Origin of the sequence: Methylobacterium sp. J-059 (genome assembly GCF_022829485.1) — a bacterium.
In the GTDB taxonomy this organism is placed as follows: Bacteria; Pseudomonadota; Alphaproteobacteria; order Rhizobiales; family Beijerinckiaceae; genus Methylobacterium.
In genome coordinates this window covers 32806-57084 of record NZ_JAKSYA010000106.1, presented here as the reverse complement: position 1 = coordinate 57084, position 24279 = coordinate 32806, and the positions used below count along the sequence as shown (strand labels likewise).

General features: G+C 70.9%; 24 protein-coding genes and 2 tRNA genes. 14 read left to right on the top strand and 12 right to left on the bottom strand.

The window, feature by feature from the left end; all coding sequences use genetic code 11:
- Position 1 precedes the first annotated feature (1 nt).
- The 8 genes from MKK55_RS12965 to MKK55_RS12930 are packed head-to-tail and all read left to right on the top strand — an operon-like array spanning position 2 to position 5054.
- Complete coding sequence (locus MKK55_RS12965) at positions 2-205, top strand: hypothetical protein (RefSeq protein WP_243935120.1); 204 nt, start codon at positions 2-4, stop codon at positions 203-205.
- Positions 199-585, top strand: a complete 387-nt coding sequence (locus MKK55_RS12960; RefSeq protein ID WP_243935119.1) for a hypothetical protein — start codon at positions 199-201, stop codon at positions 583-585. The genes MKK55_RS12965 and MKK55_RS12960 overlap by 7 nt, the downstream gene beginning before the upstream one ends.
- Entirely contained in the window at positions 582-2588 is a 2007-nt protein-coding gene (locus MKK55_RS12955) for a DNA cytosine methyltransferase (RefSeq protein ID WP_243935118.1), read from the top strand. Before MKK55_RS12960 ends, MKK55_RS12955 begins: the two co-directional genes overlap by 4 nt.
- Before the next feature lie 4 nt (positions 2589-2592).
- A complete protein-coding gene (locus tag MKK55_RS12950; RefSeq protein ID WP_243935116.1) occupies positions 2593-3024 on the top strand; it encodes a hypothetical protein in 432 nt (143 codons plus the stop codon).
- Positions 3021-3392: a DUF4031 domain-containing protein gene (locus MKK55_RS12945; RefSeq protein ID WP_243935114.1), complete on the top strand. Its 372-nt coding sequence runs from the start codon at positions 3021-3023 to the stop codon at positions 3390-3392. Before MKK55_RS12950 ends, MKK55_RS12945 begins: the two co-directional genes overlap by 4 nt.
- A 36-nt stretch (positions 3393-3428) precedes the next feature.
- On the top strand, positions 3429-3674 hold the full coding sequence (locus MKK55_RS12940) for a hypothetical protein (RefSeq protein ID WP_243935112.1): 246 nt from the start codon (positions 3429-3431) through the stop codon (positions 3672-3674).
- Positions 3664-4698 carry a tyrosine-type recombinase/integrase gene (locus MKK55_RS12935; RefSeq protein WP_243935110.1) on the top strand — a complete coding sequence of 345 codons (1035 nt, stop codon included), beginning with the start codon at positions 3664-3666 and terminating at the stop codon, positions 4696-4698. The genes MKK55_RS12940 and MKK55_RS12935 overlap by 11 nt, the downstream gene beginning before the upstream one ends.
- A complete protein-coding gene (locus MKK55_RS12930) occupies positions 4698-5054 on the top strand; it encodes an HNH endonuclease (protein WP_243935108.1) in 357 nt (118 codons plus the stop codon). The genes MKK55_RS12935 and MKK55_RS12930 overlap by 1 nt, the downstream gene beginning before the upstream one ends.
- An 88-nt stretch (positions 5055-5142) precedes the next feature.
- Here the strand turns inward: MKK55_RS12930 and MKK55_RS12925 are convergent.
- Together MKK55_RS12925 and MKK55_RS12920 are read right to left on the bottom strand one after the other, a co-directional pair.
- Positions 5143-5227 (bottom strand) — tRNA-Leu (locus MKK55_RS12925).
- A 145-nt stretch (positions 5228-5372) separates the two neighbouring features.
- A complete protein-coding gene (locus tag MKK55_RS12920; protein ID WP_147728794.1) occupies positions 5373-5681 on the bottom strand; it encodes a FliM/FliN family flagellar motor switch protein in 309 nt (102 codons plus the stop codon).
- A gap of 76 nt (positions 5682-5757) precedes the next feature.
- Here MKK55_RS12920 and lipB point away from each other — a divergent pair, with 76 nt between their 5' ends.
- Positions 5758-6489, top strand: coding sequence for a lipoyl(octanoyl) transferase LipB (lipB, locus tag MKK55_RS12915; RefSeq protein WP_243935105.1), 732 nt, complete (start codon positions 5758-5760; stop codon positions 6487-6489).
- A gap of 3 nt (positions 6490-6492) precedes the next feature.
- Here lipB and MKK55_RS12910 read toward each other — a convergent pair whose 3' ends face one another.
- Positions 6493-8628, bottom strand: a complete 2136-nt coding sequence (locus MKK55_RS12910) for a carbohydrate porin (protein WP_243935102.1) — start codon at positions 8626-8628, stop codon at positions 6493-6495.
- 145 nt (positions 8629-8773) lie between these two features.
- Positions 8774-9622, bottom strand: coding sequence for a 3-mercaptopyruvate sulfurtransferase (gene sseA, locus MKK55_RS12905; RefSeq protein ID WP_243935097.1), 849 nt, complete (start codon positions 9620-9622; stop codon positions 8774-8776).
- A 474-nt stretch (positions 9623-10096) separates the two neighbouring features.
- Here sseA and MKK55_RS12900 point away from each other — a divergent pair, with 474 nt between their 5' ends.
- Positions 10097-10330 carry a hypothetical protein gene (locus MKK55_RS12900; protein WP_243935092.1) on the top strand — a complete coding sequence of 78 codons (234 nt, stop codon included), beginning with the start codon at positions 10097-10099 and terminating at the stop codon, positions 10328-10330.
- A gap of 91 nt (positions 10331-10421) precedes the next feature.
- Here MKK55_RS12900 and MKK55_RS12895 read toward each other — a convergent pair whose 3' ends face one another.
- The 4 genes from MKK55_RS12895 to MKK55_RS12880 form a co-directional block, all read right to left on the bottom strand.
- On the bottom strand, positions 10422-11096 hold the full coding sequence (locus MKK55_RS12895; RefSeq protein ID WP_243935090.1) for a hypothetical protein: 675 nt from the start codon (positions 11094-11096) through the stop codon (positions 10422-10424).
- A gap of 189 nt (positions 11097-11285) precedes the next feature.
- On the bottom strand, positions 11286-14456 hold the full coding sequence (locus MKK55_RS12890) for a multidrug efflux RND transporter permease subunit (RefSeq protein ID WP_243935088.1): 3171 nt from the start codon (positions 14454-14456) through the stop codon (positions 11286-11288).
- Between the two features lie 63 nt (positions 14457-14519).
- The gene (locus MKK55_RS12885) at positions 14520-15869 is read right to left on the bottom strand and encodes an efflux RND transporter periplasmic adaptor subunit (RefSeq protein ID WP_243935171.1); all 1350 of its coding nucleotides are present in this window, start codon (positions 15867-15869) and stop codon (positions 14520-14522) included.
- Positions 15870-16109: 240 nt separating this feature from the next.
- The gene (locus tag MKK55_RS12880; RefSeq protein ID WP_243935087.1) at positions 16110-16424 is read right to left on the bottom strand and encodes a hypothetical protein; all 315 of its coding nucleotides are present in this window, start codon (positions 16422-16424) and stop codon (positions 16110-16112) included.
- A gap of 330 nt (positions 16425-16754) precedes the next feature.
- On the opposite strand from MKK55_RS12880, the gene MKK55_RS12875 reads away from it, so the two are divergent.
- Positions 16755-17318 carry a L,D-transpeptidase gene (locus MKK55_RS12875; RefSeq protein WP_243935086.1) on the top strand — a complete coding sequence of 188 codons (564 nt, stop codon included), beginning with the start codon at positions 16755-16757 and terminating at the stop codon, positions 17316-17318.
- Between the two features lie 180 nt (positions 17319-17498).
- Positions 17499-19649, top strand: a complete 2151-nt coding sequence (locus MKK55_RS12870) for a putative bifunctional diguanylate cyclase/phosphodiesterase (RefSeq protein WP_243935085.1) — start codon at positions 17499-17501, stop codon at positions 19647-19649.
- Between the two features lie 31 nt (positions 19650-19680).
- Here MKK55_RS12870 and MKK55_RS12865 read toward each other — a convergent pair whose 3' ends face one another.
- Complete coding sequence (locus MKK55_RS12865; RefSeq protein WP_243935080.1) at positions 19681-20724, bottom strand: MaoC family dehydratase; 1044 nt, start codon at positions 20722-20724, stop codon at positions 19681-19683.
- A gap of 108 nt (positions 20725-20832) precedes the next feature.
- Entirely contained in the window at positions 20833-21135 is a 303-nt protein-coding gene (locus tag MKK55_RS12860) for a YggT family protein (protein ID WP_147751992.1), read from the bottom strand.
- Between the two features lie 118 nt (positions 21136-21253).
- Here MKK55_RS12860 and MKK55_RS12855 point away from each other — a divergent pair.
- Positions 21254-21329 (top strand) — tRNA-Ala (locus tag MKK55_RS12855).
- Positions 21330-21586: 257 nt separating this feature from the next.
- On the opposite strand, the gene MKK55_RS12850 is transcribed toward MKK55_RS12855, so the two are convergent.
- Both MKK55_RS12850 and MKK55_RS12845 read right to left on the bottom strand, forming a co-directional pair.
- Positions 21587-22216: a class I SAM-dependent methyltransferase gene (locus tag MKK55_RS12850; protein ID WP_243935078.1), complete on the bottom strand. Its 630-nt coding sequence runs from the start codon at positions 22214-22216 to the stop codon at positions 21587-21589.
- A 119-nt stretch (positions 22217-22335) separates the two neighbouring features.
- On the bottom strand, positions 22336-22581 hold the full coding sequence (locus tag MKK55_RS12845) for a DUF6894 family protein (RefSeq protein ID WP_243935076.1): 246 nt from the start codon (positions 22579-22581) through the stop codon (positions 22336-22338).
- Between the two features lie 110 nt (positions 22582-22691).
- On the opposite strand from MKK55_RS12845, the gene MKK55_RS12840 reads away from it, so the two are divergent.
- Positions 22692-24155, top strand: coding sequence for an SNF2-related protein (locus MKK55_RS12840; protein ID WP_243935072.1), 1464 nt, complete (start codon positions 22692-22694; stop codon positions 24153-24155).
- Positions 24156-24279 lie beyond the last annotated feature (124 nt).

Sequence of the window (24279 nt, the reverse complement as noted above, 5' to 3'; positions counted from 1 at the left end):
CGTGTCGCTCATCCGGCGGACACAGATCGCGGAGGCGTTGGGCGTCCCGGAAACGATCTTCGCCGACCCTGCGCTGATCGAAGTCACCTCGGACGAGCGCGACCTCATCGAAGCGTACCGCCGGATCGCCCCGGTCGCCGGCCGCACCAGCCTGCAGCGGGTGCTGCACTTCATCGAGTCGGGCCGCGAGGTCGCGTCATGCTGAAGCCCGGAGACATCCAGGGGTTCGACCTGGCGGCCCTCACCGACGCGCTCGACACCGCAGCGCTTCGTCAGGATCGCTGCCGCCGTCAGGCGCAGAGCATCGGCATACCGGCCGACTGCCCCGAAACCTGCCGGGCGGTCGATGCGATCGACGCAGATGCGGCAGCGCTCGCCGAGGCCAGCCGCTTCATCGCCACCGTGCGACGCTTCCTCGAGGATGAAGGTCATGCTCGTCGGCCGGCGCCGATCGCGGCCCTCCGTCTCGGTGCACCGAACCTTGCGATGCCGGGGCGGCCCAACCTGATCGCCCGAGCTTTCGCGATCGTCTCGCAAGCCTTCCAGACGACGCCGGCCTCTCGTGCAGAAGAGCCCTCCCAATGACCGCGACCACCCCCACGCTCGGGAAGGACAGGGCGGTGAGGCTGCGCCCGCTCATCATCGACAGCTTCGCGGGCGGTGGCGGCGCGTCAGAGGGCATCCGGGCCGCGCTCGGGCGCGATCCGGATTACGCGCTGAACCACGATGCGATGGCGCTCGCGATGCACCGGATCAACCATCCGGACACGCACCACATTGAGGAAGACGTCTGGAACGTCGACGCCCGCTCGCTCTGCGCGAACCGGCCCGTCGGACTCCTCTGGATGTCTCCCGACTGCAAGCACTTCAGCAAGGCCAAGGGCGGCAAGCCGCGCGAGAAGGCGATCCGCGGCCTCGCGTGGGTCGGCGTCCGCTGGATCAAGAGCCTGCCGGCCTGGCAGCGCCCGATCTGCGTCTTCCTGGAGAACGTCGAGGAGTTCCAGGATTGGGGCCCGCTGCTCGACGACGGCCGGCCGTGCCCGCTGCAGCGCGGCGCCACGTTCCGCAGCTTCGTCGCGGCCCTGCAGGCCATGGGCTACGCGGTCGAGTGGCGCGAGCTTCGGGCATGCGACTACGGCGCGCCGACGATCCGCAAGCGCCTGTTCCTGGTCGCCCGCCGCGACGGCAAGCCGATCGTGTGGCCGGCGGCGACACACGGCGCGCCGACGTCGGCCGGTGTCGTTGCCGGCACGCTGATGCCGTGGCGGACCGCAGCCGAGATCATCGACTGGTCGCTGCCTTGCCCGTCGATCTTCGACACCAGGGCTGAGATCAAGGCGAAGCACGGCATCAAGGCGCAGCGGCCACTTAAGCCGAACACGATGGCGCGGATCGCCAAGGGAACGTGGCGCTACGTCATCACCGCCGCGAAGCCGTTCCTCGTCCAGGTGAACCACGGCGCGGCGACCGCCGGCCGCGACCATGCCGCCGACGAGCCCGCGCCGACGATGACGGGGAAGCGCGGCGAGGCGGTCGTGATGCCCTTCGTCACCCTCGGGCAGCAGGGCGGCAGCAACCGGGACGTGTCCGACCCGCTCCACACCATCACGGCAAGCCCGAAAGACCAGAACGCGGTCGTGGCGCCCTTCGTGACCAAGTTCAATCGGGGCGCCACCGGGCACGAGATCGATCGCCCGCTCGCCACGATCACGTCGCACGCCAGCGAGACGCACGGCGGCGGCGCGGCGCCCCTCGGCCTCGTCTCGGGCATCCTGGTCCCGCGCTACAGCGAGCGCCCGGGCCAGGAGCCGCGGTCGCGGCCTCTCGACCAGCCGGCGCCCGTCATCGTTCCGACCGGGAACGAGGGCAGCCTCGCCGCGATCCACATGACCCGCCAGTTCGGCGCGTCGGTCGGCTCGGACGTTGAGGAGCCGGTCGGCACGATCACCGCCGGCGGTGCGGGCAAGGCTGGCGTGGTCGCCGCGTTCCTGGCCCAGCACAACACGGCCCGGGATGGTGCGGTGAATCCCGGGACGGACGCTCGGGCCCCGGTCTCCACCATCACGGCCGCGGGCGGGCACCAGAACGTGGTCGCGGCACACCTGCTGAACCTGCGGGGCTCCGATCGCCGGGACGGCCCCATCGACGCCCCGGCGCCGACGGTCTCCGCCGGCGGCAACCACGCGGCGGCCGTCTACGCCTTCCTCCAGAGCTACTACGGCTCCGAGCTTGACGGGCAGCGCGCCGACGCGCCGATCGGTGCCGAGACGACCAAGCCCCGGCACGGCGTCGTCACGGTCACGATCCAGGGCCAGCCCTACGCCATCGTCGACATCGGCATGCGGATGCTGACGCCGCGCGAGCGCTTCAACGCGCAGGGCTTCCGGCCCGACTACACGATCGATCGCGGCGAGCTCGCTGACGGCACCATCGTCCCGCTGACGCTCGAAGCCCAAGGCCGGATGTGCGGGAACAGCGTCTGCCCGGACATGGCCCGAGCCCTCGTCGCCGCGAACTACGCCGATCCCATCCAGAACGCTCGCCCACGGCCCGGCCCGGTCGCGATGCCCCTCTTCGCCGCGGAGTAAGGTGATGGTCGCCTACAGCTTCAAGAAGCGGTTCGGCCCGCCGATCCTCGCCGGGACGAAGGCGCAGACGATCCGTGCTGACCGCAAGCGGCACGCCCGTCCGGGCGAGCAGCTGCAGCTCTTCACTGGCATGCGGACGAAGCACTGCCGGCGGTTGGGCGAGACGGTGTGCATCGCGGTGCAGCCGGTGCGCCTCGTGTTCGCCGAGCGCGGCATCCCGGAGGCCTTCCAGGTCGACCACGTGCCGATCGGGCCGATGGCGATGGTGGCGTTCGCGCAGGCCGACGGGTTCGTCGACCTGGACGACATGCGCCGCTTCTGGTGGTCCGAGCACCCGCCCGAGGACGGTGACACCCTCGTCTTCGAGGGCTTCCTGATCCGCTGGCAGCCGCTCGTTCCGACCGACGCGTTCGACATCGCGGCGAGGGCGGCATGAGCGTCTACGTCGATCAGCCCATCTTCCCGTTCGGCCGGATAATGATGTGTCACCTGTGGGCCGACAGCCTCGACGAGCTGCTGGCGATGGTCGATCGCATCGGCGTGCAACGGAAGTGGATCCAGGGTCACCCGACGTTGTCGTTCGGCAAGCACCGCAACGCCTCATGGGTCCACTTCGACATCGCCAAGGGCAAGCGTACCCGCGCGATCGAAGCTGGCGCCATCGAGACCGACACGTACGGCGCCGTTTACTGGCAGGCCCAACGCGAAGGGAACACGGCGAAAATCGCGATGATCGACGGAGTTCGGGCCAGGCGGCGCGAGGTCGAGGTCGCAGCAGCCGAGGAGGCGCGGCTTGATGGATGAGGCGCGCAGGATCATCGACCGTGATGGGGGAGGGCGATGACGACGCTGCCCCTCGGCATGCTGCCGCGCGGCCTCACCCGAGAACAGGCCGCCGAGTACTGCGGGTGCGATTCCCTCGCCGCGTTCGACGATTGGGTGCGCCGGAGCATCGTGCCGAAGGCGATCCCGGGCACCGCTCGCTGGGACCGCAAGGCGATCGACCGCGCCCTTGATCGCCGGTCCGGACTTCTCGAAGCTGCCGACTCATCCTTCGAAGAGTGGGCGGCGAGCCATGCGGGTTAAGCTGAAGGGCATCAACACCGTCCGCTACCCGGCGGCCGATGGGTCGACGGTGACCTACTACTACCACCGCGCGACCGGCCGACGCCTGCAAGGCGAGCCCGGCACCGCGGAGTTCCAGGCGTCGTTCGAGGAGGCGGGGAGGGCGTCGTCCCAGGAGCGCGGCGCCGGCACCGTGTCGTGGCTGATCCGGCAGTACTGCGACTCGCTCCAGTGGAAGAAGCTCGCCGAATCCACCCGCGCGATCGGCGCGCTCAACCTGAAGGCCGCCGAGGCCAAGTGGGGCACGACCCCGCTCAAGCACGTCGAAAACCCGCGGAGCCGGCCGCTCTTCCTGCGCTGGCACGACAGCCTCGCGGAGACGCAGCCGCGGGCGGCCGACAACAAGCTCGCAGCACTCGCCCGCGTCTTCTCGTGGGGCTACGACCGCGGGCACGTCACTCATAATCCGATTGCCACCTTCGAGCGGGCCTACGGCAACAGCCGCGCCGAGCTCATCTGGCTGCCCGAGCACGTCACGGCATTCGAGGCCGCCGCCGGGCCCGAGATCGAGTTGGCGCTGCTGCTCGCACTCCACACCGGCCAGCGGCAAGGCGACCTGCTGCGTCTCCCGTGGTCGGCCTACGACGGACACGCGATCACGATGCGTCAGGGGAAGGGTGGCCGGAAGGTCTGGATCCCGGCGACGATCGCCCTCCGGGACGCTCTCGATACCGCGCCACGTCGAGCGACGATGATGCTGACGAAAGCTGACGGCGTCGCCTGGTCGAAGAGCGCCTTCCATCACGCCTGGAAAGCGACGTTCGCGAAGGCCGGCATCAGCGACGACCTCCACTTCCACGACCTGCGCGGCACGGCCGTGACGATGCTGTCGGAAGCCGGCTGCACGCCGCAGGAGATCGCCACCATCACGGGCCACACGCTGGCCTCGGTGAACAAGATCCTGGAGGTCTACCTGGCGCGGACGAAGGCGCTGGCGCAGAGCGCGATCGTCAAGCTCGATGCCCACCGCAGGAACGCGCGCTGATGGCCGAGGTGGCGCTACGCTGGAAGGCTGAAAAGAACCGTGGGCTGTTCGCGATCGTGGATGACGCGGACCTCCCGCTGGTCATCGGCCATAAGTGGCGCGCGCATCGGGTGAAGGGGTCGCACACGGTCTACGCTAAAACGTGGACGCGCAACGGCACCATCTTCATGCACCACCTGATCGTTGGCCGGCGACGCGGCAAAGAGGTCGACCACCGAGACGGTAATGGGCTGAACAACAGGCGCACGAACCTGCGCCACGTCACCCATCAAGAGAACCTGCAATCGTGCTTCGACATGCGCCGAGAGCGTCAATTTCAGGCGTGGTACGATGAGAAGCTGCAGGAGCTAAGTTGAACTTGGTTTGCAAGAACTTCTGCAAAAGACCGGGTGGCTCGCTGCCAGCATCCGGGACGCTTTGGGGAAAACACCAACAATAACAAGTTGGTGCGGCCAAGAGGACTCGAACCTCCACCCCTTGCAGGACTAGCACCTCAAGCTAGCGCGTCTACCAATTCCGCCATGGCCGCATCGGCACCCGTCGGGTCCCGTTCGCTTCTCCGAGATCCGGGTCCGCTGCGGCGGCCGGCGTCTCGGGTGAGCGGCGCAGCGGATACCAGATCGATCCCGATCCGACAAGCGCCGCAGCGCAGCAATTCGGTGCCGCGGCCGAAGTTATGATGCCGGCTCCAGGCGGCTTTCCAGGAACGGCACGGCGCCGTCGCCGATGGTGACGCCCGGCGTGCGCACCGAATCCGCCTTGCGGATCAGCTCCGTCACCTCGATCGAGATGCGGTTGCCGGTCACCACGATCTGGCCGCGGGCCACGGGATGGTCGTTGGCGAGGATCTCGACCAGGTCGGTCTCGGTCGCCTCCAGCTCGATCACCGCGCCGCGTCCCATGCGCAGCAGCATGTGCAGCGGCATGCGGGAGCGCCCGAGCACCACCGTGAGATCGACCTTGAGGTCTTCCAGAACCGCCACGCGTCCACCGCCCCCATGCGCCTTGCCACCGGCACGGACCGGTGGAAGGAGAGCATTCCCGACGAAGGGTGAAGCCTTGGTAAACGCCGCGCACCGTCTCGCGATCGCGCCCGACACCTTCCTGCCGCGGGCGGGCTCTCCGCCGGTGGGCTGGCGGATCAGCGATGCGCCGGTCGCCTACGACGCGGCCGTCGCGTGGATGGAGGCCCGCGCCGAGGCGATCGCGCGCGGGCTGGCGCCGGAATGCGTCTGGCTGCTGGAGCACCCAGCGCTCTACACCGCCGGCACCTCGGCCCGCGAGGCCGACCTCGTCGCGCCGGCGCGGCTGCCGGTGTACCGGACCGGGCGGGGCGGGCAGTACACCTATCACGGCCCCGGCCAGCGGGTCGCCTACGTGATGCTCGACCTCAACCGCCGCCGCACGGACCTGCGCGCCTACGTCGCCTGCCTGGAAGCCTGGATCATCGCGACGCTCGAGGCCTTCAACGTCCGGGCCGAACGCCGCGAGGACCGCGTCGGCGTGTGGGTGCGGCGGCCGGAGAAGGGCCAGGAGAACGGAGACGCCGTCGAGGACAAGATCGCGGCGATCGGCATCCGCGTGCGGCGCTGGGTCAGCTTCCACGGGATCAGCCTCAACGTCGAGCCCGACCTCGCGGACTTTTCCGGCATCGTCCCCTGCGGCATCCGCGGCCACGGCGTGACCAGCCTGGCCGACCTCGGCCGCATCGTCGCGATGCCGGAGGTCGACATGCAGCTGCGGGCCGGGTTCGAGGCGGTGTTCGGGGCGACTGTGGACGAGGCGGAATAGCGATCAGAAATCCGCGTGCAGCCGGGTGGCGAAGAAGTCCGCCGGGCCCCGGTCGCGGTTGTAGGCGGGGTTGATCACCCGCTGGTAGTCGAAGGTCAGGGTCACGGTCTTGGTCAGGCCGATGGCGTAGTAGGCCTCGAGCGCCCGCTCGGGGGCGTAGTTCAGGCGCCCGTCGCCGATCAGCAGGCCGAGGCCGCCGGTGGCGAAGTAGGCCTGGTGCGCCTCGGTGAGGCCGTTCACCGTGGCGCCGAGGCCGACCGTGTCGCCTGCCCGGCCCCAGGCGGTCCCCTTGAGCGAGACGCCGCCCGACGCGCTCCGGTCGACGTCGGTGAAGGACAGGCTCTCGTTGCGCCCATCCGACAGGCTGACGCGGGCGAAGACGCCGAGATCGGCCGTGACCGCCTGCTCGAGGTTGACGTAGCCGCCGGTCTTGCGCCGCGGGCGGCGGGTGGCGGCAACCGCGTCGTTGACGTCGTCGAAGACGCCCGACTGCGTCAGCGCGACGACCTGCCGATAGCGCGCGGTGTTGCCCTGGTTCGAGAAGAAGCCGATCCGCACCCGGCCCGGCTGCTCCAGCGCGGGCAGGACGTAGCGCCCCTCGAACTCGATGTTGGCGCCCTGGCGGTCGAACACCCGCGGGTCGAGCACGTCGCTCGACGGTTCCTTGGGCACCTGCGTGTAGGCGGCGCGCACCGCGAACTCGGCGCGGTTGTACTCGACGTAGACGCCTTGCGTGAAGCCGGGGAGGTTGGCCGGGAAGTCCCAGGCCGAGGCCGCCCAGAGCGACCAGTTCATGAAGTCGACGCGCGGATCGTGGGCGTAGACGTTGCCGTCGAAGAAGTCGCCGAGCGCGAACTTGCCGGCGACCACCGTGATCCGCTCGACGTCGCGGCGCGTGGCGACCTGGTTCGGGCCGTCGGGCACGTCCTCGGTCTCGCCGCAGAGGCCGAAGGTCTGGCGCACGAAGTAGCGGTTCGAGCGCAGCTTCGGGAACGGGGCGCCGGCCTTCTGCGCCTCGCCGTTGACGAAGCCGGCGACGCCCAGGGTCCGCGACAGGCCGAAGCCCTGGCTGAATTCCGGGTTGTAGTAGAGCTCGGTGCCCTCCCACAGCTTGAAGCCGACGAAGGCGGTCGCCGTCGTAGTCGCCTGGGCCTGGTGCGGCACCAGGCTGTTCGGGCCGAGATAGGGCGAGCGGAACCCGGTCACGCCCTGGTTGATGAAGGTGGTCTGGCCGTGGAGCGAGAACCGGCCGGTGTCGCCGTTGTCGGGGTCGTGCGGGGCCGCCTCGTCAGGCTCGGGCGGCAGCCGCAGCCCCGCCGGATACCAGGACAGCCGCGCCAGCATCTGGTTGGAGGTGACGTGCGCCTGCGTCGACACCGGGCCGAGGCCGGGCACCGCGCCGAGGTCGAACCGCCCGGTGCTGCCGAGATCGATGTAGCGGTAGTCGAGGCCGAGGGCGAGGTGCTCGGTAATCGCGTACTGGACGCCGGCCCCGAGGGTGAACCCGAGGGTTCCCCGGTCGGTCCTGGCCGTCGCGGCGGGACCGCCGGCGCGGTCCGGATAGGTGGCGAGGAACCGCGTCTCGGCGCCGGCGAGGCCGAAGGTCGCGTAGATCAGCGCGCGCTCGAAGGCGAAGCCGAGGCGGGCGCGCAGGGCGCCGTAGAGGTCGGTCTTGGCGCGGATGACGTCGAAGACCGGGTCGAACCCCTCGTAGCCGAAGCCGGCGGCGGTCGAGGCGACCGGGCGCTTGAGGTTGGCGCCGGCGATGTCCGCCTCCAGGCCGTAGAGCCACGGGCCGGCCTGCCAGTTCCAGCCGCCGAACACGCCGCCGACGGCGGTGGTCGCCTCGCGGCTGCGGTCGGCGCGGCCGGTGGCATCCCCGGTCTTGAACGGCGGCACGGGGCGTCCGCCGATCGTGGTCGGTTCGAAGCCGAGGGCGCCGAAGGAGCCGCCGGCACTGCCCTCGAGCCCGAGATAGCCCCCCGACCAGTCGACGAAGGCGGGCGCCGGCGCGCGCGTGACGGCGGGATCGGCGCCGAAGGCCTGCGCCGGAAGGAGGCAGGCACCGATCAGCCAGGCCGCGCGGCGACCGGCGACGCCCATCGATCCGGCGCTGTCCGCCTCGCCCCGATGCCGCATCGCCCTGATCCCCCGCACATTCCGATGCGAGGTATAGCATTGGCTATAACTGCGGCAATCCCGGCCCTGCCGGCCTGCGCATTCCCGATCGCGACGTTGCAAAAATGCCCCGCGCTCGATGACGCGCGGATGACGCCGGTGTCGGTCAGGCCGAGCCCGTCGCGACGGGACGGCTCGGATCGCCCCCCCACTCGGACCACGACCCGTCGTAGAGCGCGCGGGCCGGGCGGCCGAGGCGGTCCAGCGCCAAGGCGACGATCGCCGCGGTGACGCCTGAGCCGCAGGTGGTGACGATCGGCCGGTCGGGGTCGACGCCGTTCTCGGCGAAGACCGCGCGGAGCGCGTCCGGCGCCTTGAGGTGCCCGTCGGTCAGCAGCGCGGCGTAGTGCAGGTTCCGGGCGCCGGGCATGTGGCCGGGGCGGACGCCGGGGCGGGGCTCCGGCTCCTCGCCGCGGAAGCGCGGCGCGGAGCGGGCATCGACCACCTGGGCGGTGCCGCCGGCCAGCGCGCGGGCGACGTCGGCCGCGTCGGCGACGGCGCCGTGGTCGAGCCGGGCGGTGAAATGGCGCCGGTCGCGGACCCGCGGCTCGCCGTCCTCGGTCGGGTAGCCGGCCGCGACCCAGGCCGGCAGGCCGCCGTCGAGCACGCAGACGTCGCGGACGCCGAAGGTGCGCAGCATCCACCACACGCGCGGCGCCGAGAACAGGCCGAGCCCGTCGTAGACGACGATGTGCAGCCCGTCGCCGATGCCGAGCGCCCGCATCCGCGAGGCGAACACCTCCGGGCGCGGCATCATGTGCGGCAGGCCGGATTCGGTGTCGCTCATCGCGTCGATGTCGAAGCGGACCGCGCCCGGGATGTGGGCGGCGCGATACTCTTCCTCCGGGTCGCGCCCGGCGGCGGGCAGGTACCAGGAGGCGTCGAGCACCACGATGTCGGGCGCATCCAGGCGCTGGTGCAGCCATTCGGTCGAGACGAGCGCGGTGTCGGCCATGATGCGTCCGGGAAGTCGTTGCGGGCGATGTCGGCGCCACTCAATCACAGGGTGGAGACGGATGCACGCCCCGCCGAACGGTGCGCGGTCGCTAGGGCGGGCTTCGTTGGGAAGCCGGCCCGGGCGTCGCCGATCCGCCGCAGCCGTCGCGGATCCCGTGCCGATGCTCCATGCTGCAGGGCAAGACATCGTGTCGCGCCGGTGCCGCCGGCTTAGGTCCGCGTCAGACCCTGAAGGCTGTGCGCGGTTGCAAGATGCGCGGGGCGGTCTTGTTTCCGCGGAGAACAAGACCAGTTATAACAACACCATGACACTGTCGCGCCGGCATTTTCGCCGGACCCGTATGGACCGAACGTCTCGACGGCACGGAGCATCGTGCGTTGCGGGATCGCTCGATACGGTGCGGCGTTCTCTCACCATCCCCCTGCCGGGCGGCCGTCGGCGCCAGCATGAGATTCCGCGAGCTTTAGTGCGATGAACCAACTCGTCCGCATGTCCCAGATCGGCGAAGCAGAGACCCTCACCGAGCCGTCCGCCGAGTTGCGCGTGCCGTTCGCGCAGTCGGGCGCCTTCGTGTGCAAGTTCATCATCGGCGAGCCGAACGATCGCGCGATGTGCTGCGGCGCTCCGGTCGCCGAGGGGAAGAGCTGGTGCGCCTTCCACCGCCGCATCGTGTTCGAGCCGACCCGCCCCGGCCGCATCCGCTGAGCCCAGCGGCCGGCATCGAGGACTGCGCGAGCACGGCGCGGTCGTACGCGGATCGTCGGCGCCCTCGTGATCGAACGAGGGCGCCCGCACGCTAGTCCAGCCCGTCATCGTCGTCGTAGGGCCGGTAGCTGCGCACCATCCGCCCATCCGGATACTGCACCGAGCGGGAACGCACGACGAGGTAGCCGGCGGCCTGCGCCGCCGCGATGCGGCGCATCCGGTCGTCGCCCTCGGCGAAGATCGGGTTGCGCTCGCCATCGCCCGGGCCCACCACCCGCCCGACCGGCAGCGGAGCGTACGGGTAGGGCGGCGCTGAAAACGTCCGGGGCGTGTAGGCCCGCGCGGCGACCCGGCGCATCACCGGCCGCGCCGCCTCACGACGCTCGACGACGCGCGGGGTCGCGATCCGGGCACGCGGTGTCGCGGCGATCACCTGCGGATGCGTGCGCCGGACCTCGCGCACCCGCTTGCGCACCGGCACTGCCGCCTGGCGGGTCGGCGAGGACGCCGGTGCCGTGGCCTTGCCCGCCGTCTCCGACCGGTTCGACGCGGCTCGTTCGTCCGCCGATCGGCTCGCGCTCGCTGTCGGCTCCGTCACCGGAGCGGCGGGGATTGCCGCGGCCGGCGGCGCGGCGGGCGTGGTGCTGCGCGCCGGCGGATCGGTCCAGGCGCCGTTGGGGGCGGTCTGCGCGGAGGCGGCCGTCGTGCCGAGCGCCAGGCTCAGCATCAGGGTCGCCCTGAGGATTCCACCGGCTCCGATCGACATCGCGCACTCCCTGGCGGATGGCGGCGGCAGCGCGGACGACGCTGCCTGCCTCGGCACAATTCTTACCGAGATCTTACGACAGCGTCCACGAGGATTGTCCTCGCCCGGTGCCGCGCGGCACGCGATCAACAACGTACCCGCGGCGACCAGTGCACGGCGATCGGGCCTGCGTCCGAATGCCGTCCGGCGCTACTCCGCCGGCACGCCGTGCCCGCCCGGCGCCCGCACCGCCGGGGTCGCGGCATCGGCCTTCTCGCCGGCGAGCACGTCCTTGCGGCGGAAGAGCCGCATCACGACCACGAAGAACACCGGCACGAAGAACACCGCCAGGATGGTCGCCGAGATCATGCCGCCCATCACGCCGGTGCCGATCGCCTGCTGGCTCTTCGAGGCGGCGCCGCTGGCGATGGCGAGCGGCACCACGCCGAAGATGAAGGCGAGCGAGGTCATCACGATCGGGCGGAACCGCAGCGTCGCCGCCTCGATCGTCGCGTCGACGATCGAGGCGCCCGGCTTCCACAAGTCCTTGGCGAACTCCACGATCAGGATCGCGTTCTTGGCCGACAGGCCGATGATCGTGATCAGCCCGATCTTGAAGTAGACGTCGTTGGGCAGGCCGCGCAGGTAGACCGCCGCCACCGAGCCGATGACGCCGAGCGGGATGACCAGCAGCACCGAGACCGGGATTGCCCAGCTCTCGTAGAGCGCGGCCAGGCACAGGAACACGATCAGCACCGAGAGCGCGAGCAGCAGCGAGGCCTGGGAGCCGGCCTGCTTCTCCTGCAGCGACTGGCCGGTCCAGGTGTAGCCGAAGCCCTTGGGCAGCTGGCCCATCAGCCGCTCCATCTCGGCGATCGCGTCGCCCGACGTGTAGCCGGCGTTGGGCTCGCCGGTGATGCGGACCGACTGGTAGCCGTTGAAGCCGACGATCTGCTGCGGCCCGACGCTCCATTTCAGGTCGGCGAAGGAGGACATCGGCACCATCGTGCCGGAGGCGTTCTTCACCCCGTAGTTCAGGATGTCGGTCGCCTGCATCCGCTGGAGATCCTCCGACTGGACGATCACGCGCTGCATCTTGCCCCGGTTCGGGAAGTCATTGGTGTAGACCGAGCCGAGGTTGACCTGGATCGTCGCGTTGATGTCCTCGAACTTCACCCCGAGCGCGGCGGCCTTCTCGCGGTCGATGACGAGCTCGGCCTCGGGCGCCGGCGGCAGGCCCTCGATCTTCATCTTCTGCAGCACCGGGCTCTGCATCGCGAGCTTCAGGAGCTGTTCCTGCGCGGCGAGCAGCGCCGAGTAGCCCTTCTGCGCCCGGTCCTGGAGGCGGAACGAGAAGCCGGCGGCGTTGCCGAGGTTGTCCACCGGCGGCGGCTCCTGCGCGTCGACGATCGCGTCGCGATAGCCGGAGAGCGCCTTGTTGGTTCCGGCCACGAGCGCCGAGGCCGCGTTCGCCGCGTCGCGCTCGCCCCAGGGCTTCAGCGTCACGAAGGCCTGGCTGGTGTTCGAGCCCTGGCCGGAGAACGAGAAGCCGTTCAGCATCGTCACCGTGGCGACGCCGGGCTGGGCCAGCAGATGCTCCTCGACCTTGCGCACGGCGGCCTGCGTCCGGTTGAACGAGGCGCCGGGCGGGGTCTGGATGTCGACGGTGAAGAAACCCTGGTCCTCCAGCGGCAGGAAGCCCTCGGGCAGCCGCGCGAAGGCGAAGGCGACGCCGGCGACGAGCGCGAGGTAGACGATCATCACCCGGCCGGACTTCTTGATGAACCACGCGGTGCCGCGGCCGTAGCGCTTGGTCTCGCGGTCGACGATGCGGTTGAACCAGCCGAACACGCCGCCCTTGGAATGGCCATGGCCCTTCGCGACCGGCTTCAGCAGCGTCGCGCACAGGGCGGGGGTGAGCGAGAGCGCGAGCACCGCCGAGAAGGCGATCGAGGTCACCATCGCGATCGAGAACTGGCGGTAGATGATGCCGACCGAGCCGGGGAAGAACGCCATCGGGATGAACACCGCGATCAGCACCAGGGTGATGCCGATGATCGCCCCGGTGATCTGGTCCATCGCCTTCTTGGTCGCGTCCTTCGGCGACAGGCCCTCCTCGGTCATGATGCGCTCGACGTTCTCGACCACGACGATGGCGTCGTCGACGAGGATGCCGATGGCCAGCACCATGCCGAACATCGTCAGCACGTTGATGGAGAAGCCCGCGAGCAGCATCGTGCAGCAGGTGCCCATCAGGGCGATCGGCACGACGATGGTTGGGATCAGGGTGTAGCGGATGTTCTGCAGGAACAGGAACATCACCACGAAGACGAGCACCACCGCCTCGACGAGGGTGTGCAGCACCTTCTCGATCGAGGCCTTCACCGCGGGGGTGATGTCGTAGGGGATGTCCCACTTCAGGCCCGGCGGGAAGAACTGCGACAGCTCCTCCATCTTCTTGCGGATGGCGCCCGCCGTCTCCAGGGCGTTGCCGTCGGGCGCCAGCGTCACCGAGATGCCCGCGGCCTGGCCGCCGTTGAGGCGGGTCGAGAACTGGTAGGCGTCGCCGCCGAGCTCGATCCGCGCGACGTCGCGCAGGCGCACGTTCGAGCCGTCCGAGTTGGCGCGCAGCACGATCGCGCCGAAGTCGTCGACCGAGGCGAGCTGGCCCTTGACGATGATCGGCGCGGTGATCGCCTGGCTGTACGGGCTCGGCTGCGCGCCGACGGCGCCGGACGCCACCTGGATGTTCTGGTTGCGGATCGCGTCCGTCACGTTCTCGGCGGTGAGCGAGAGCCCGCGCAGCTTGTCCGGGTCGACCCAGATGCGAAGGCTGCGCTCGGTCGAGTACAGCGTCGCGCGCCCGACCCCGGGAATGCGGCGGATCTCGTTGATGACGTTGCGGATGAGGAAGTCGCCGAGCCCGATCTCGTCCATCTTCCCGTCGGTCGAGACCAGGGTGATGATGTTGAGGGTGGCGGCCGACGCCTCCTCGACCAGGATGCCCTGCTGGCGGACTTCGGCCGGGAGGCGCGCCTCGACGCGCTTGAGGCGGTTCTGCACCTCGACCGAGGCCAGCGCCGGGTCGGTGCCGGGCTGGAAGGTGGCGGTGATGTTGACGGCGCCGAACGAGTCGCTCGTCGACTCGAAGCTCATGATGTTGGCCGCGCCGTTCAGCTCGTCCTCGATCAGCCGGGTCGTGCCGGTGTAGAGGCTCTCCACCGAGGCGCCGGGATAGGCGGTCGACAGGGCGATCGCCGGCGGCGCGATCACCGGATACTGCGCCACCGGCAGCAGCGGCAGCGCGAGCGCGCCGCCGAGGATGATGAACAGGGCGACGACCCAGGCGAAGACCGGCCGGTCGATGAAGAAGCGTGCCATGGATGTTCCGGATCAGCCTGTCGGGTGGTCGGTCGTCGGCGCGTCGTGATCAGTGCAACTTGCTCAGCGCGTCTTGGCGGCGGCCTCGGCCTTGCCGTCCGAAGCTTTGCCGTCCGAAGTCTTGCCGTCCGAAGCCTTGATCGCGCCGGCCTTCGCCGCGCTCGCCTTGGCTTCGGCGGCCCGGGCCTCGGCGGCCTTGGCCTCGGCCATCTTGGCTTCGGCGACCTTCGCCTCCGCTTCGGCGACCTCGTCGACGTCGTGCGGCATGGCCTCGGCGGTCTCGTGCGGCGGCGTCTTGTCCACCGGCTTCACCTGCTGGCCGGCGACGATCTTCTGGAAGCCCTCGATCACCACCCGCTCGCCGGCCTTGAGACCGTCGCGGATCAGCCAGTTGGTGCCGACCACCGGGCCGACCTCGACCGGCTGGAGCATGACCTTGTCGTCCGCCTTGACGACCCAGACCTCGGCCTTGCCGTCGTTGGTGCGCTGGATCGCCTGCTGCGGCACCGCGATCGCATCGGAATCGATGCCCTGCTTGATCCGGGCGCGCACGTACATGCCGGGGAACAGCTCGTCGTGCGGGTTGGGGATCTGCACGCGCAGCGTCACCTGGCCGGTGCTCGGGTCGGCGGTGACGTCCGAGAACAGGAGCCGGCCCGCCATCGGGTAGAGGGCGCCGTCGTCCATGATCAGGTGGACGTTGGCGGAATCGCGCTCCAGCCGCGAGAGCTCGCCGCTGGCCAGATCGCGCCGGAGCTTGTTCAGCTCGCCGACCGACTGGGTGATGTCGACGTAGATCGGGTCGAGCTGCTGGATCGTGGCGAGCACGCCGGTGGTGCCGGATTCGATCAGGGTGCCCTCGGTGAGCAGCGCCCGGCCGATGCGGCCCGAGATCGGCGCGCGCACATCCGTCCAGTCGAGGTTGAGCTTGGCCCGGTCGCGGGTCGCCCGGGCGCCGGCGACCTCGGCCTCCGCCTGCTTCTTGCCGGCGAAGGCGGTGTCGTACTGGGCCTGGCTCGCCGACTGGCGGGTGAGCAGCGTCTCGAGGCGCTCGGCCTGCTGGTTGGCGAGGACCAGGGCCGCCTCCTGACGCGCCAGCGCGGCCTCGGCGCTCATCAGATCGACCTGATACGGTGCCGGGTCGATCTTGTAGAGGACGTCGCCCTCCTTGACCTGGCTGCCCTGCTCGAACAGCCGCTTCACCACGAGGCCGGAGACGCGGGACCGCACCTCGGCGATCCGCATCGGCGCGACGCGGCCGGGCAGGTCGCGGACGTAGGGGATCGCCTGGGGCGCCACCGTGACGATGCTGACCTCCGGCGGCGGAGGCGGGACCGGGGCCGAGGCCTGCTTCTGGTTGCAGGCGGAGAGCGCGACGAGAAACACCCCGAAACCGAGCGAGGCAGGGCGCATCCGGCGGGCGGACAGGGAGAAGGTCAAGGTCGGGTCGCTCCTGCGAAACGCATCTCGGGGAAGGCCGAGGCGAGGCTCGGCCGTCCGGTGTGTGTCGGTGGCGCGTGGTGCCGGATCGTTCGGCAACGGTCGCCCGCTCGAGGGGTCGGGGCAACCGCGAGGACAGCGCGAGACCCCCGCTTTCGCAGGACATCTTGGCGATCCCGCGACGACGGGCGGAAAGTCCGCGCCGTCGGCCCTTCAGGCGAGCCGGGGCGGGCGGTCGGGCGGTGCGGAAGCCCGGGCGCGCACGACGGCGCGGCCGCGTGGAACGAAGGCGGATCCGGACAGGCATCGGAGGAGGTGCGGCAGCGGATCGGCGCAGGCCGGGCGTCCGGCCCAATCGTCGGCCTCGACCGCGTGCGGCGCGACCATGTCGACCGAAGCGTCGGCGGCGTCGGCCAGGACCGACCGGGGAGCCGTCAGCGTCGAGCCGCTGCCCGAGACGGCGGCACCGGCCTCCCGAGGGAGACCGACGACGAGCAGCAGCACGCCGACCACGAGAGCGACGAGCACCCGCAGCATCGTGGCACGAGCGGCCACGCGGGCCGGCGCAGCGATTTCGGAGGGGCATGTCACGGCTCCCATAAAGGCTCTGCCCCATCGCGGCACAACCGGCTGCGACATCTTGTCGAGAGGGTCTGCGAGAAATCCGGGAACCAATCGCCCTCCGCCTCCGACCGGGTGGAGGGCTTTCCGGGTCGGCAGGCCGCGATCCGCCCGCAGGAAGTGTTGCGGCGATCCCACAGGCGGCGCGTTCCGGGCCCCCAACGCATCCGACGTCCGCCGCTTGCCGCAATGCCCGCCTATCCGGCGGCGGATCGAACGAACCACCGGAGGACCTGCATGACACGCCGCATCGCCACACTCTGCCTCGCTGCCGGGCTCGCGCTCGGCGCCGGCGCGGCGCACGCGAACCCGTTCGATGCCGGGCCGATCGCCGACTTCATGAACATCTTCCGCACCCAGGCGATCCCGCGCGAGACCATCGCCTGGAAGGGCAAGGAGAAGCCCGGCACCATCGTCGTCTCGACGAGCCAGCGCCGGCTCTTCTACGTGCTCGGCGGCGGCGAAGCGGTGCGCTACGGCGTGGGCGTCGGGCGCGAGGGCTTCTCGTGGTCGGGCGAGAAGAGCGTCACGATGAAGAAGGAATGGCCGTCCTGGCGGCCGCCGTCGCAGATGCTCGCCCGCCGCCCGGACCTGCCCCGCTTCATGGTCGGCGGCCAGGACAACCCGCTCGGGGCCCGGGCGATGTATCTCGGCTCCTCGCTCTATCGCATCCACGGCTCCAACGAGCCCGAGACCATGGGCGCCGCCGTCTCTTCCGGCTGCATCCGGATGACCAACAAGGACGTGGTCGACCTCTACGATCGCGTCCGCGTCGGCACCAAGGTGATCGTTCGCAACTGATGGTTGATGGCGGCGGGATGGGGCGCCGGTCTTCGTCCCGCCGTTACGAAGGGCTTCGCCTGGGCAGCCGTCGCCTCGACCGACAAAATTACAATTCAAGATTGTAATTTTAAGTCTTTGACAGCGTTTGCCGTGAAATCCTGCCGTCCGCGCCCGATCGGGCGTCCGGGACGGTTTCGCATGGCGGATGATCGAGCAGGCTCAGCGGCGATGCGCGACGCGCGGACGGCGTCGGTCGAGGCGTCGCTGCAGGGCCTGATCGACCTGGCCGCGGACCTTCTCGAGGCGCCGATCGCCGCCATCCTCGGCGCCGGGGCGCCGATCGGGCCGCGAGCGGAGGAAGCGAACGCGCTCGCGCCCTTCCGCGACCGTGCGATCGCCCGGGGCGACGTCCTCGTCGTCCCCGACGCGGCGATCGATCCGCAGTTCCGTGCCGACTCCGCCGGCCGCGGCGCGATCCGCTTCTTCGCCGGCGCGCCGCTGATCGACCGCGACGGCACCTGCCTCGGCGTGCTGTGCGTCGCCGACCCGGCGCCGCGGCCGCCCCTGGCCGACCGCACGCGCCGGCGGCTGGCGCGGCTGTCCGACCTCGCCGTCGCGGTGCTGGCGCAGGGGCGGCGGACGATGGCGCAGCGGGACGCGGAAGAGTTCGTCGCCGCCACGAGCTCGGCGCTGATCACCACCGACGCGACCGGCCGGATCACCTTCGCCAACCCCGCCTGCGAGACGCTGCTCGGCTACCCCGCCGGTGCCCTGGCCGGGCGCGACGTGGCCTCGATCGTGCCGCTGCGCCTGCGCGGGCACCACGTCGCCGGCATGGGTGCGCTCACCGCCGGCGGCCCTCCCAAGCTCGCCGGCCGTTCCGTCGAGGTGACGGCTCTGCGCGCCGACGGCAGCGAGGTGCCGATCGAGCTGTCGCTCTGCGCCTGGGGGGAGGGCGCCGCGATGGGCGTCGGCGCGGTGATGCGCGACATCTCGGAGCGCCGCCGCCGCAACGCGCGCCTGCTCCGGCTCGCCCACGAGGACCCCGGCACCGGCCTGCCGAACCGGGTCCGCCTATCCGGAGAGATCGATGCGCGCCTCGCCGCACGCCGACCGGTCGGGCTGCTGACCCTCGGGGTCGACGGCCTGCGGGCCGTGACCGACGGGTTCGGCTCGGGCATCGGGGCGGCCTTGCTGGAGGCGCTGGTGGTGCGGCTGGCCGGACGCCTGCCGCCGGGGGCGCTCCTGGCCCGCCTCGGCGAGGACGAGCTCGCCGTGCTGCTGGCCGCGACCGAGGCGCCCGGCGAGGCGGATCTCGAGGCCGGCACCGAAGCCTGCGCCGAAGCCCTGTTCGCCGCGCTCGCCGAGCCCGTCACCGTCGGCCACCACGTCCTGCATGTCGGCGCGCGGATCGGCGCCGCGCAGGCGCCGCGCGACGGGGCCGACGCGGCCGAACTGATGGCGGCGGCCGACCTCGCCCTCGAGCGCGCCCGCCACATGGGCCCGCGCGGCTACCGCGCCTTCACCCCCGCGATGCGGGATGCGGCCAAGACCCGGCGCGACCTGCAGGATGCGCTCCTCGACGGCCTCGCCGCCGGCGAGGTCGCCCTGCACTACCAGCCGCAGATCGAGCTCGCGACCGGGCGCCTGCGCGGCGTCGAGGCCCTGATCCGCTGGAACCACCCGACCCGCGGGCTGCTCGCGCCGGCCGAGTTCCTGCCGGCGATCGAGGCGAGCACCCTGGCGACCCGCTTCGGCCAGTGGTGCCTCGACGAGGCCTGCCGCCAGGCGGCCGCGTGGCGCAAGGCCGGCCTGCCGCGGATCGGCGTGGCGGTGAACCTGTTCGACGCGCAGATCCGCGCCGGCACCCTGGCCGAGGTGGTGATCCAGGCCCTGGCGCGGCACCGGCTGCCGCCGGAGATCCTGGAGCTGGAGGTGACGGAGATGATCGCGCTGGCCGACGCACCCGCCACGCTGGAGCCGCTGCGGCGCCTGCGGGCCCTCGGCGTCGGCATCGCGCTCGACGATTTCGGCACCGGCTACGCCTCGCTCTCCACCCTCAAGAGCTTCCCGCTCACCAAGCTGAAGATCGACCGCGGCTTCGTCCGCGACGTGCTCCACGACGCCCACGACGCGACCATCGTGAAGGCGGTGCTCGACATCGGCCGCAGCCTCGACCTGATCGTCATCGCCGAGGGGATCGAGACGCCGGAGCAGGAGGCGGCGCTGATGGGCATGGGCTGCCGCTACGCGCAAGGGTACCGCTACGGCCGGCCGGTGCCGGGCGATCTCCTGGGACGTCGCCTCGCCGAGCCCGTTCCCGCCAAAGCCTTCTCCCGCAGCGCCTGAAGCCGGTGCGGGACGCGCCCGGGGCGGGCCGTCACTTCGGCATGAAGGCCCAGTAGTCGAGGTCGAGGATGACGCTCGGGTGGTAGCCGTCGCCCTCGCGGCCGGGATGCGCGGCGCAGGGCTGGTTCTTGGTGGCGACCGTGCGCAGCCGCAGCAGGCCGACGTCGCCGCGACTGGTCTCGGCCGTGTCGAGCACCTCGCTCCAGGCGTAGACCGTGTCCCCGGCAAACAGCGGCGCCACGTGCCGGCCGGCGTTGATGCCCGCGATGGCGAAGGCGTTAGCGAGCCCGTTGAAGCTCAGGGCGCGGGCCAGCGAGATCACGTGGCCGCCGTAGATCAGGCGCCGGCCGAAGCGGGTCTGCTTGCCGCTCAGCGCGTCGAAATGCACCTTGGCCGTGTTCTGGTAGAGGCGCGTCGCGATCTGGTGCTCGGCCTCCTCGACGGTCATGCCGTCGACGTGGTCGATCTTCTCGCCGACCGCGTAATCGGAGAACCGATGCGGGCTGCCGGCGAGGTCGAGATCGTAGGCCGAGACGTCGAGCGGGGGCAGGGCGCCTGCGAGGTCGGCCGGGTCGACCACCTTGGCGAAGCTCGGCACGTGCTCCTCGGCGATCGCGGCTTGCGGGTCGCGCTTGCGCACCAGCACCCAGCGGCAATAGCTCAGCACGGTCTCGCCCTTGGCGTCCGAGCCGGTCGAGCGCACGTAGACGACGCCGGTCTGACGGTTCGAGCTCTCCTTGAGGCCGATCACCTCGGAGACGGTGGACAGGGTCTCGCCCGGATAGACCGGACGGCGGAACCCGCCCTCGGCGTAGCCGAGGTTGGCCAGCGCGTTGAGCGAGATGTCCGGCACGGTCTTGCCGAACACCACGTGGAAGGTGAGCAGGTCGTCGAGCGGGCTGCGCGGGTAGCCGATGCCTTGCGCGAACGCGTCCGACGACTGCACCGCGAAGCGCGGGCCGTAGAGGGCGGTGTAGAGCGCGACGTCGCCGGTGGTCACCGTGCGGGGCGTGGCGTGGCGGATGGTCTCGCCGAGGCGGTAATCCTCGAAGAAGCGGCCGGGATTGGTCTTCATGGGGCTCGGGGATCTCCGCGTCCGGGCGCGACGGTTTCGAGGACGGTGTGCGGCGGGTCGGCCGCCGGCGCGCGGGTCCCACGATCCAGAGGATCGCGGGACCGGCCGTCAGCGGGCGTAGACGTAGGGGTCGGCCGGCACGAACTCGTGCAGCAGGCGGCTCACGAACAGCAGCAGCAGGATCAGGATGATCGGCGAGATGTCGACGCCGCCGAGGTTTGGCAACAGGTTGCGGATCGGGCGCAGCACCGGCTCGGTGATCCGGTAGAGCACCTCGCCGATCTGCGAGACGATCGGGTTGCGCACGTTCACCACGTTGAAGGCGACGAGCCAGCTGAGGATCGCGCTGGCGATGAGGACGTAGATGAAGAGCTGGACGACGGTGTCGAAGAGCCAGATCAAGGAATTCATGCGCGAAACACGTGTCCTCGTGCGCCCGCGCGGGACGCCGGAACGGCGACGCGACGGCAGCAGGAATCGGGAATTGACAGTTCGATCGGCGCAAGCCTAAAAGGCCGGCGCCTTGGACGGGGCTGTAGCTCAGATGGGAGAGCGCCGCAATCGCACTGCGGAGGTCAGCGGTTCGATCCCGCTCAGCTCCACCAGGCTTTCCTGGTGGTCGATCGTCAGGTGAGGTCCGGCCGCGATAACGCCGCCGCGACAACGGGTTGAGGCCCGACATCAGCATTCCTGCGATCCTGCGGATCGGCGTCGCGCACGCGCTCCGAGCCTGTCGGCCGGCGGCGTTCCCGCCGTCCTGCGAGCCTTCGGTCGACGCAAGGTCTGAAGGCGTCGCGACAGCTCCCGTCACGGGCCGCCGAAGCGGGCGGGCGGGACCGAAGCCCGATCCTCGCGCCGCGCTCTACGGCGCGGTCCGGCCGATCACGGCGCGCAGCGGATCGCCCGGGGCCCCCTCCGGCAGGACGACACGGGTTTCGACGGTCGGGAAGCCGGCCTGGCGGAGATAGAGATTGATCAGCCGCGCCTGATCGTCGCCGCCGAGCGCCTGCCAGATCGCCACGGCCTTGGTCGGAAAGCAGCGATTCGAGAAGGTGATGATCACGGGCGCGTCCGGGCGCAGCACCCGCGCGGCCTCGCGCAGCACGGCGACCGGATCCTGCAGGTACTGCACGCCGACGCAGACGAGGACGGCGTCGATGCTGCCCGCCTCCAGCGGCAGGGCCGGGTCGCCGTTGAGGTCCTGCACGAACGAGGCCGTCAGGCGGGGATTGGCCGCGAGCTCGCGCCCGTTGAGGCCGTGCCCGATCACGGCGGCGTAGGCGATCTCCGGAGGCAGGTGGCTGACCCAGCTCGACATCAGGTCGAGGAGGCGGCCGCCGGCCGGGAGCAGGGCGCGGTAGAGGTCCGTCACGGCCGCGATCGCCGCGTCGTCGATGTGGGTGACGAACCGGGGCTGGGCGTAGAACAGGGCGTCCGGCGCCTGGTCCCGCTTGCGGAACGCCTCGGGCGGAAGCTGGGGAAGGCTCGTCATGGCGTCACTCCGTTCGGGATCTCGTCGCGCCTCGCGCCGCCATGCGACGGCGCCATGCGCGGTGGCATCCATCGCCTGGGGCGACGAAGGCCGCTTGCGCGAGAGGCGACGCCGTAAGCTCAGATGTCCTGCCGGAGGTGGTCGCCGGGCGGCCGGAAGGGAAGCGCCAGCACCTTGCGTCCCTTCAGATCGTGCACGCTCACCTGCCACTCCGCCCAATCCGTCTGCCTGTCGAGCGTGACCATCAGGGCTTCGGCGACACCGCGCGCCTTGGCGGCCAGCCTGTCCGGCAAGCGGATGTCCTTGCCGACCGTGTCGACGACGCATTCCAGGCCGTTCGTGCAATGGAAACGGTAGCGTGCCATGGCGGTGCAACTCCCTGAGCGACCGGGTCGAATCTCGTTCATGATATGTTCTGAAATCCGTCGAAGGCAAACGGGTTCCGGTGCGAACAGCGTCGCGCGGTCACGACAGGGTGGATAAGCACCCCGACGGCATCGCCCTCGCCGGCGCGCCGGCGCCCCGCTTCCAGGCGACGCTGGTCCCGCGCCCGCATCAGGCCGCGGCCGCCGACGCGATCCTGGCCGCGCGGGCCGCCGGCCGTCCGGGCTTCCTGCTCGGCGACGCGACGGGCCTGGGCAAGACGCTCTCGATCTGGAGCGCGCTCGCGCGAATGCCCGAGGGCGAGGTGCTGATCGTCTGCCCGAAGGGGGCTATGCCGCAGTGGCGTCGCACGATCGCCGGTTCGGGATTGCCGGAGAAGGCGGTGACCCTCGTGAACTACGAGCGCACCAAGTCCCTGATGGCGCCGCCGCCCGCGAGCACCCGCCGGTCGGCGCGCGCCAGGAACAACGCGCTGGCCAAGAACGGAAGCCTGCGCCGGACCTGGCCCCTCGTCGTGTTCGACGAGAGCCACCGGCTGCGCAATCCCTACAGCCAGCAGAGCCTGGTGTGCCGCCACCTGGCCGACGCGGCGGTGTTCACCGGCTACGTGAGCGCGACGGCCGGGCAGGCGCCCCACGAGCTCTCCTATCTCGGACGCCTCCTCGGCGAGGCGGCCGACGCGCCGACCGCGACCCTCGCCGAGTTCCGGACGCTGATGCAGCGCCTCGGGATCGGCCGGGCCAAGGGCCGTTGGGTGAACTGGTCGTGGACCAGCAATGCGCGCGACTGCGCCGTCATGGCCGACCTGCTCTACACCGGCCCGCGCGCGATCGGGCTGCGGCGGCGCCCGGGCGACATCGCCGGCTGGCCGGAGGTTCAGCGCGCCCTGGCGCCGACGGCCCTGACGGCGGAGGCCCGCCGCCTGTACCAGGCGACGTGGCGCGCGTTCCGCCAGGAATTCGGGTTGCTCGGCGGCAGCCACCGGCGCCCGGCCGGGTGGGCGGCGGATCTGCGCTTCCGGCAGAAGGCGAGCCTGCTGCGCGTGGCGGGAACGTGCGACTTCGCCGAGCTTCTCCTCGGCGCGGGCGAGCAGGTCGCGATCTCCGTGGCGTTCCTCGAGACCGGTGCGGCGCTGCAGGCGGCCCTGGAGCAGCGCGGTTGGCAGGTCGGCACCATCGACGGGCGGCAGGATGCCGAGGCGAACGAGGCGGTGCGCCGGGCCTTCCAGACCGGTCGGCTCGACGTCGTCGTGTTCACGGTGACGGAGTCGATCTCGCTCCATCAGGACGAGCTGCCGGGCGGCGAGCGCACGCGGGCCCTGGTGATCCACGACATGCGCCACAGCGCGATCCAGCTCGCCCAGATCGAGGGACGCTGCCACCGGGACGGGCAGGCGGCGACGATCCACTACGCCTATGCCGAGGGCACGGTCGAGGAGGAGATCACCGCGACCGTGGTCCAGCGCATGGCCGCGATGGGCGCCATGGTGGGCGAGGATACCGGGATGTTCGAGGCGATCGCGCGCCGCCTGGCAGCCGACGGCCCCGGCGCCTGAGGGACCGCCGGGACGCCGCCGACGACGACGCGCCCCACGGGCCGGCGCCGGATTGATGGTCGCCTGATCTATCGCACATCCGACAAATCAGGCCTCTGTAGGCTCGCTTGACGCCTCGCGACTG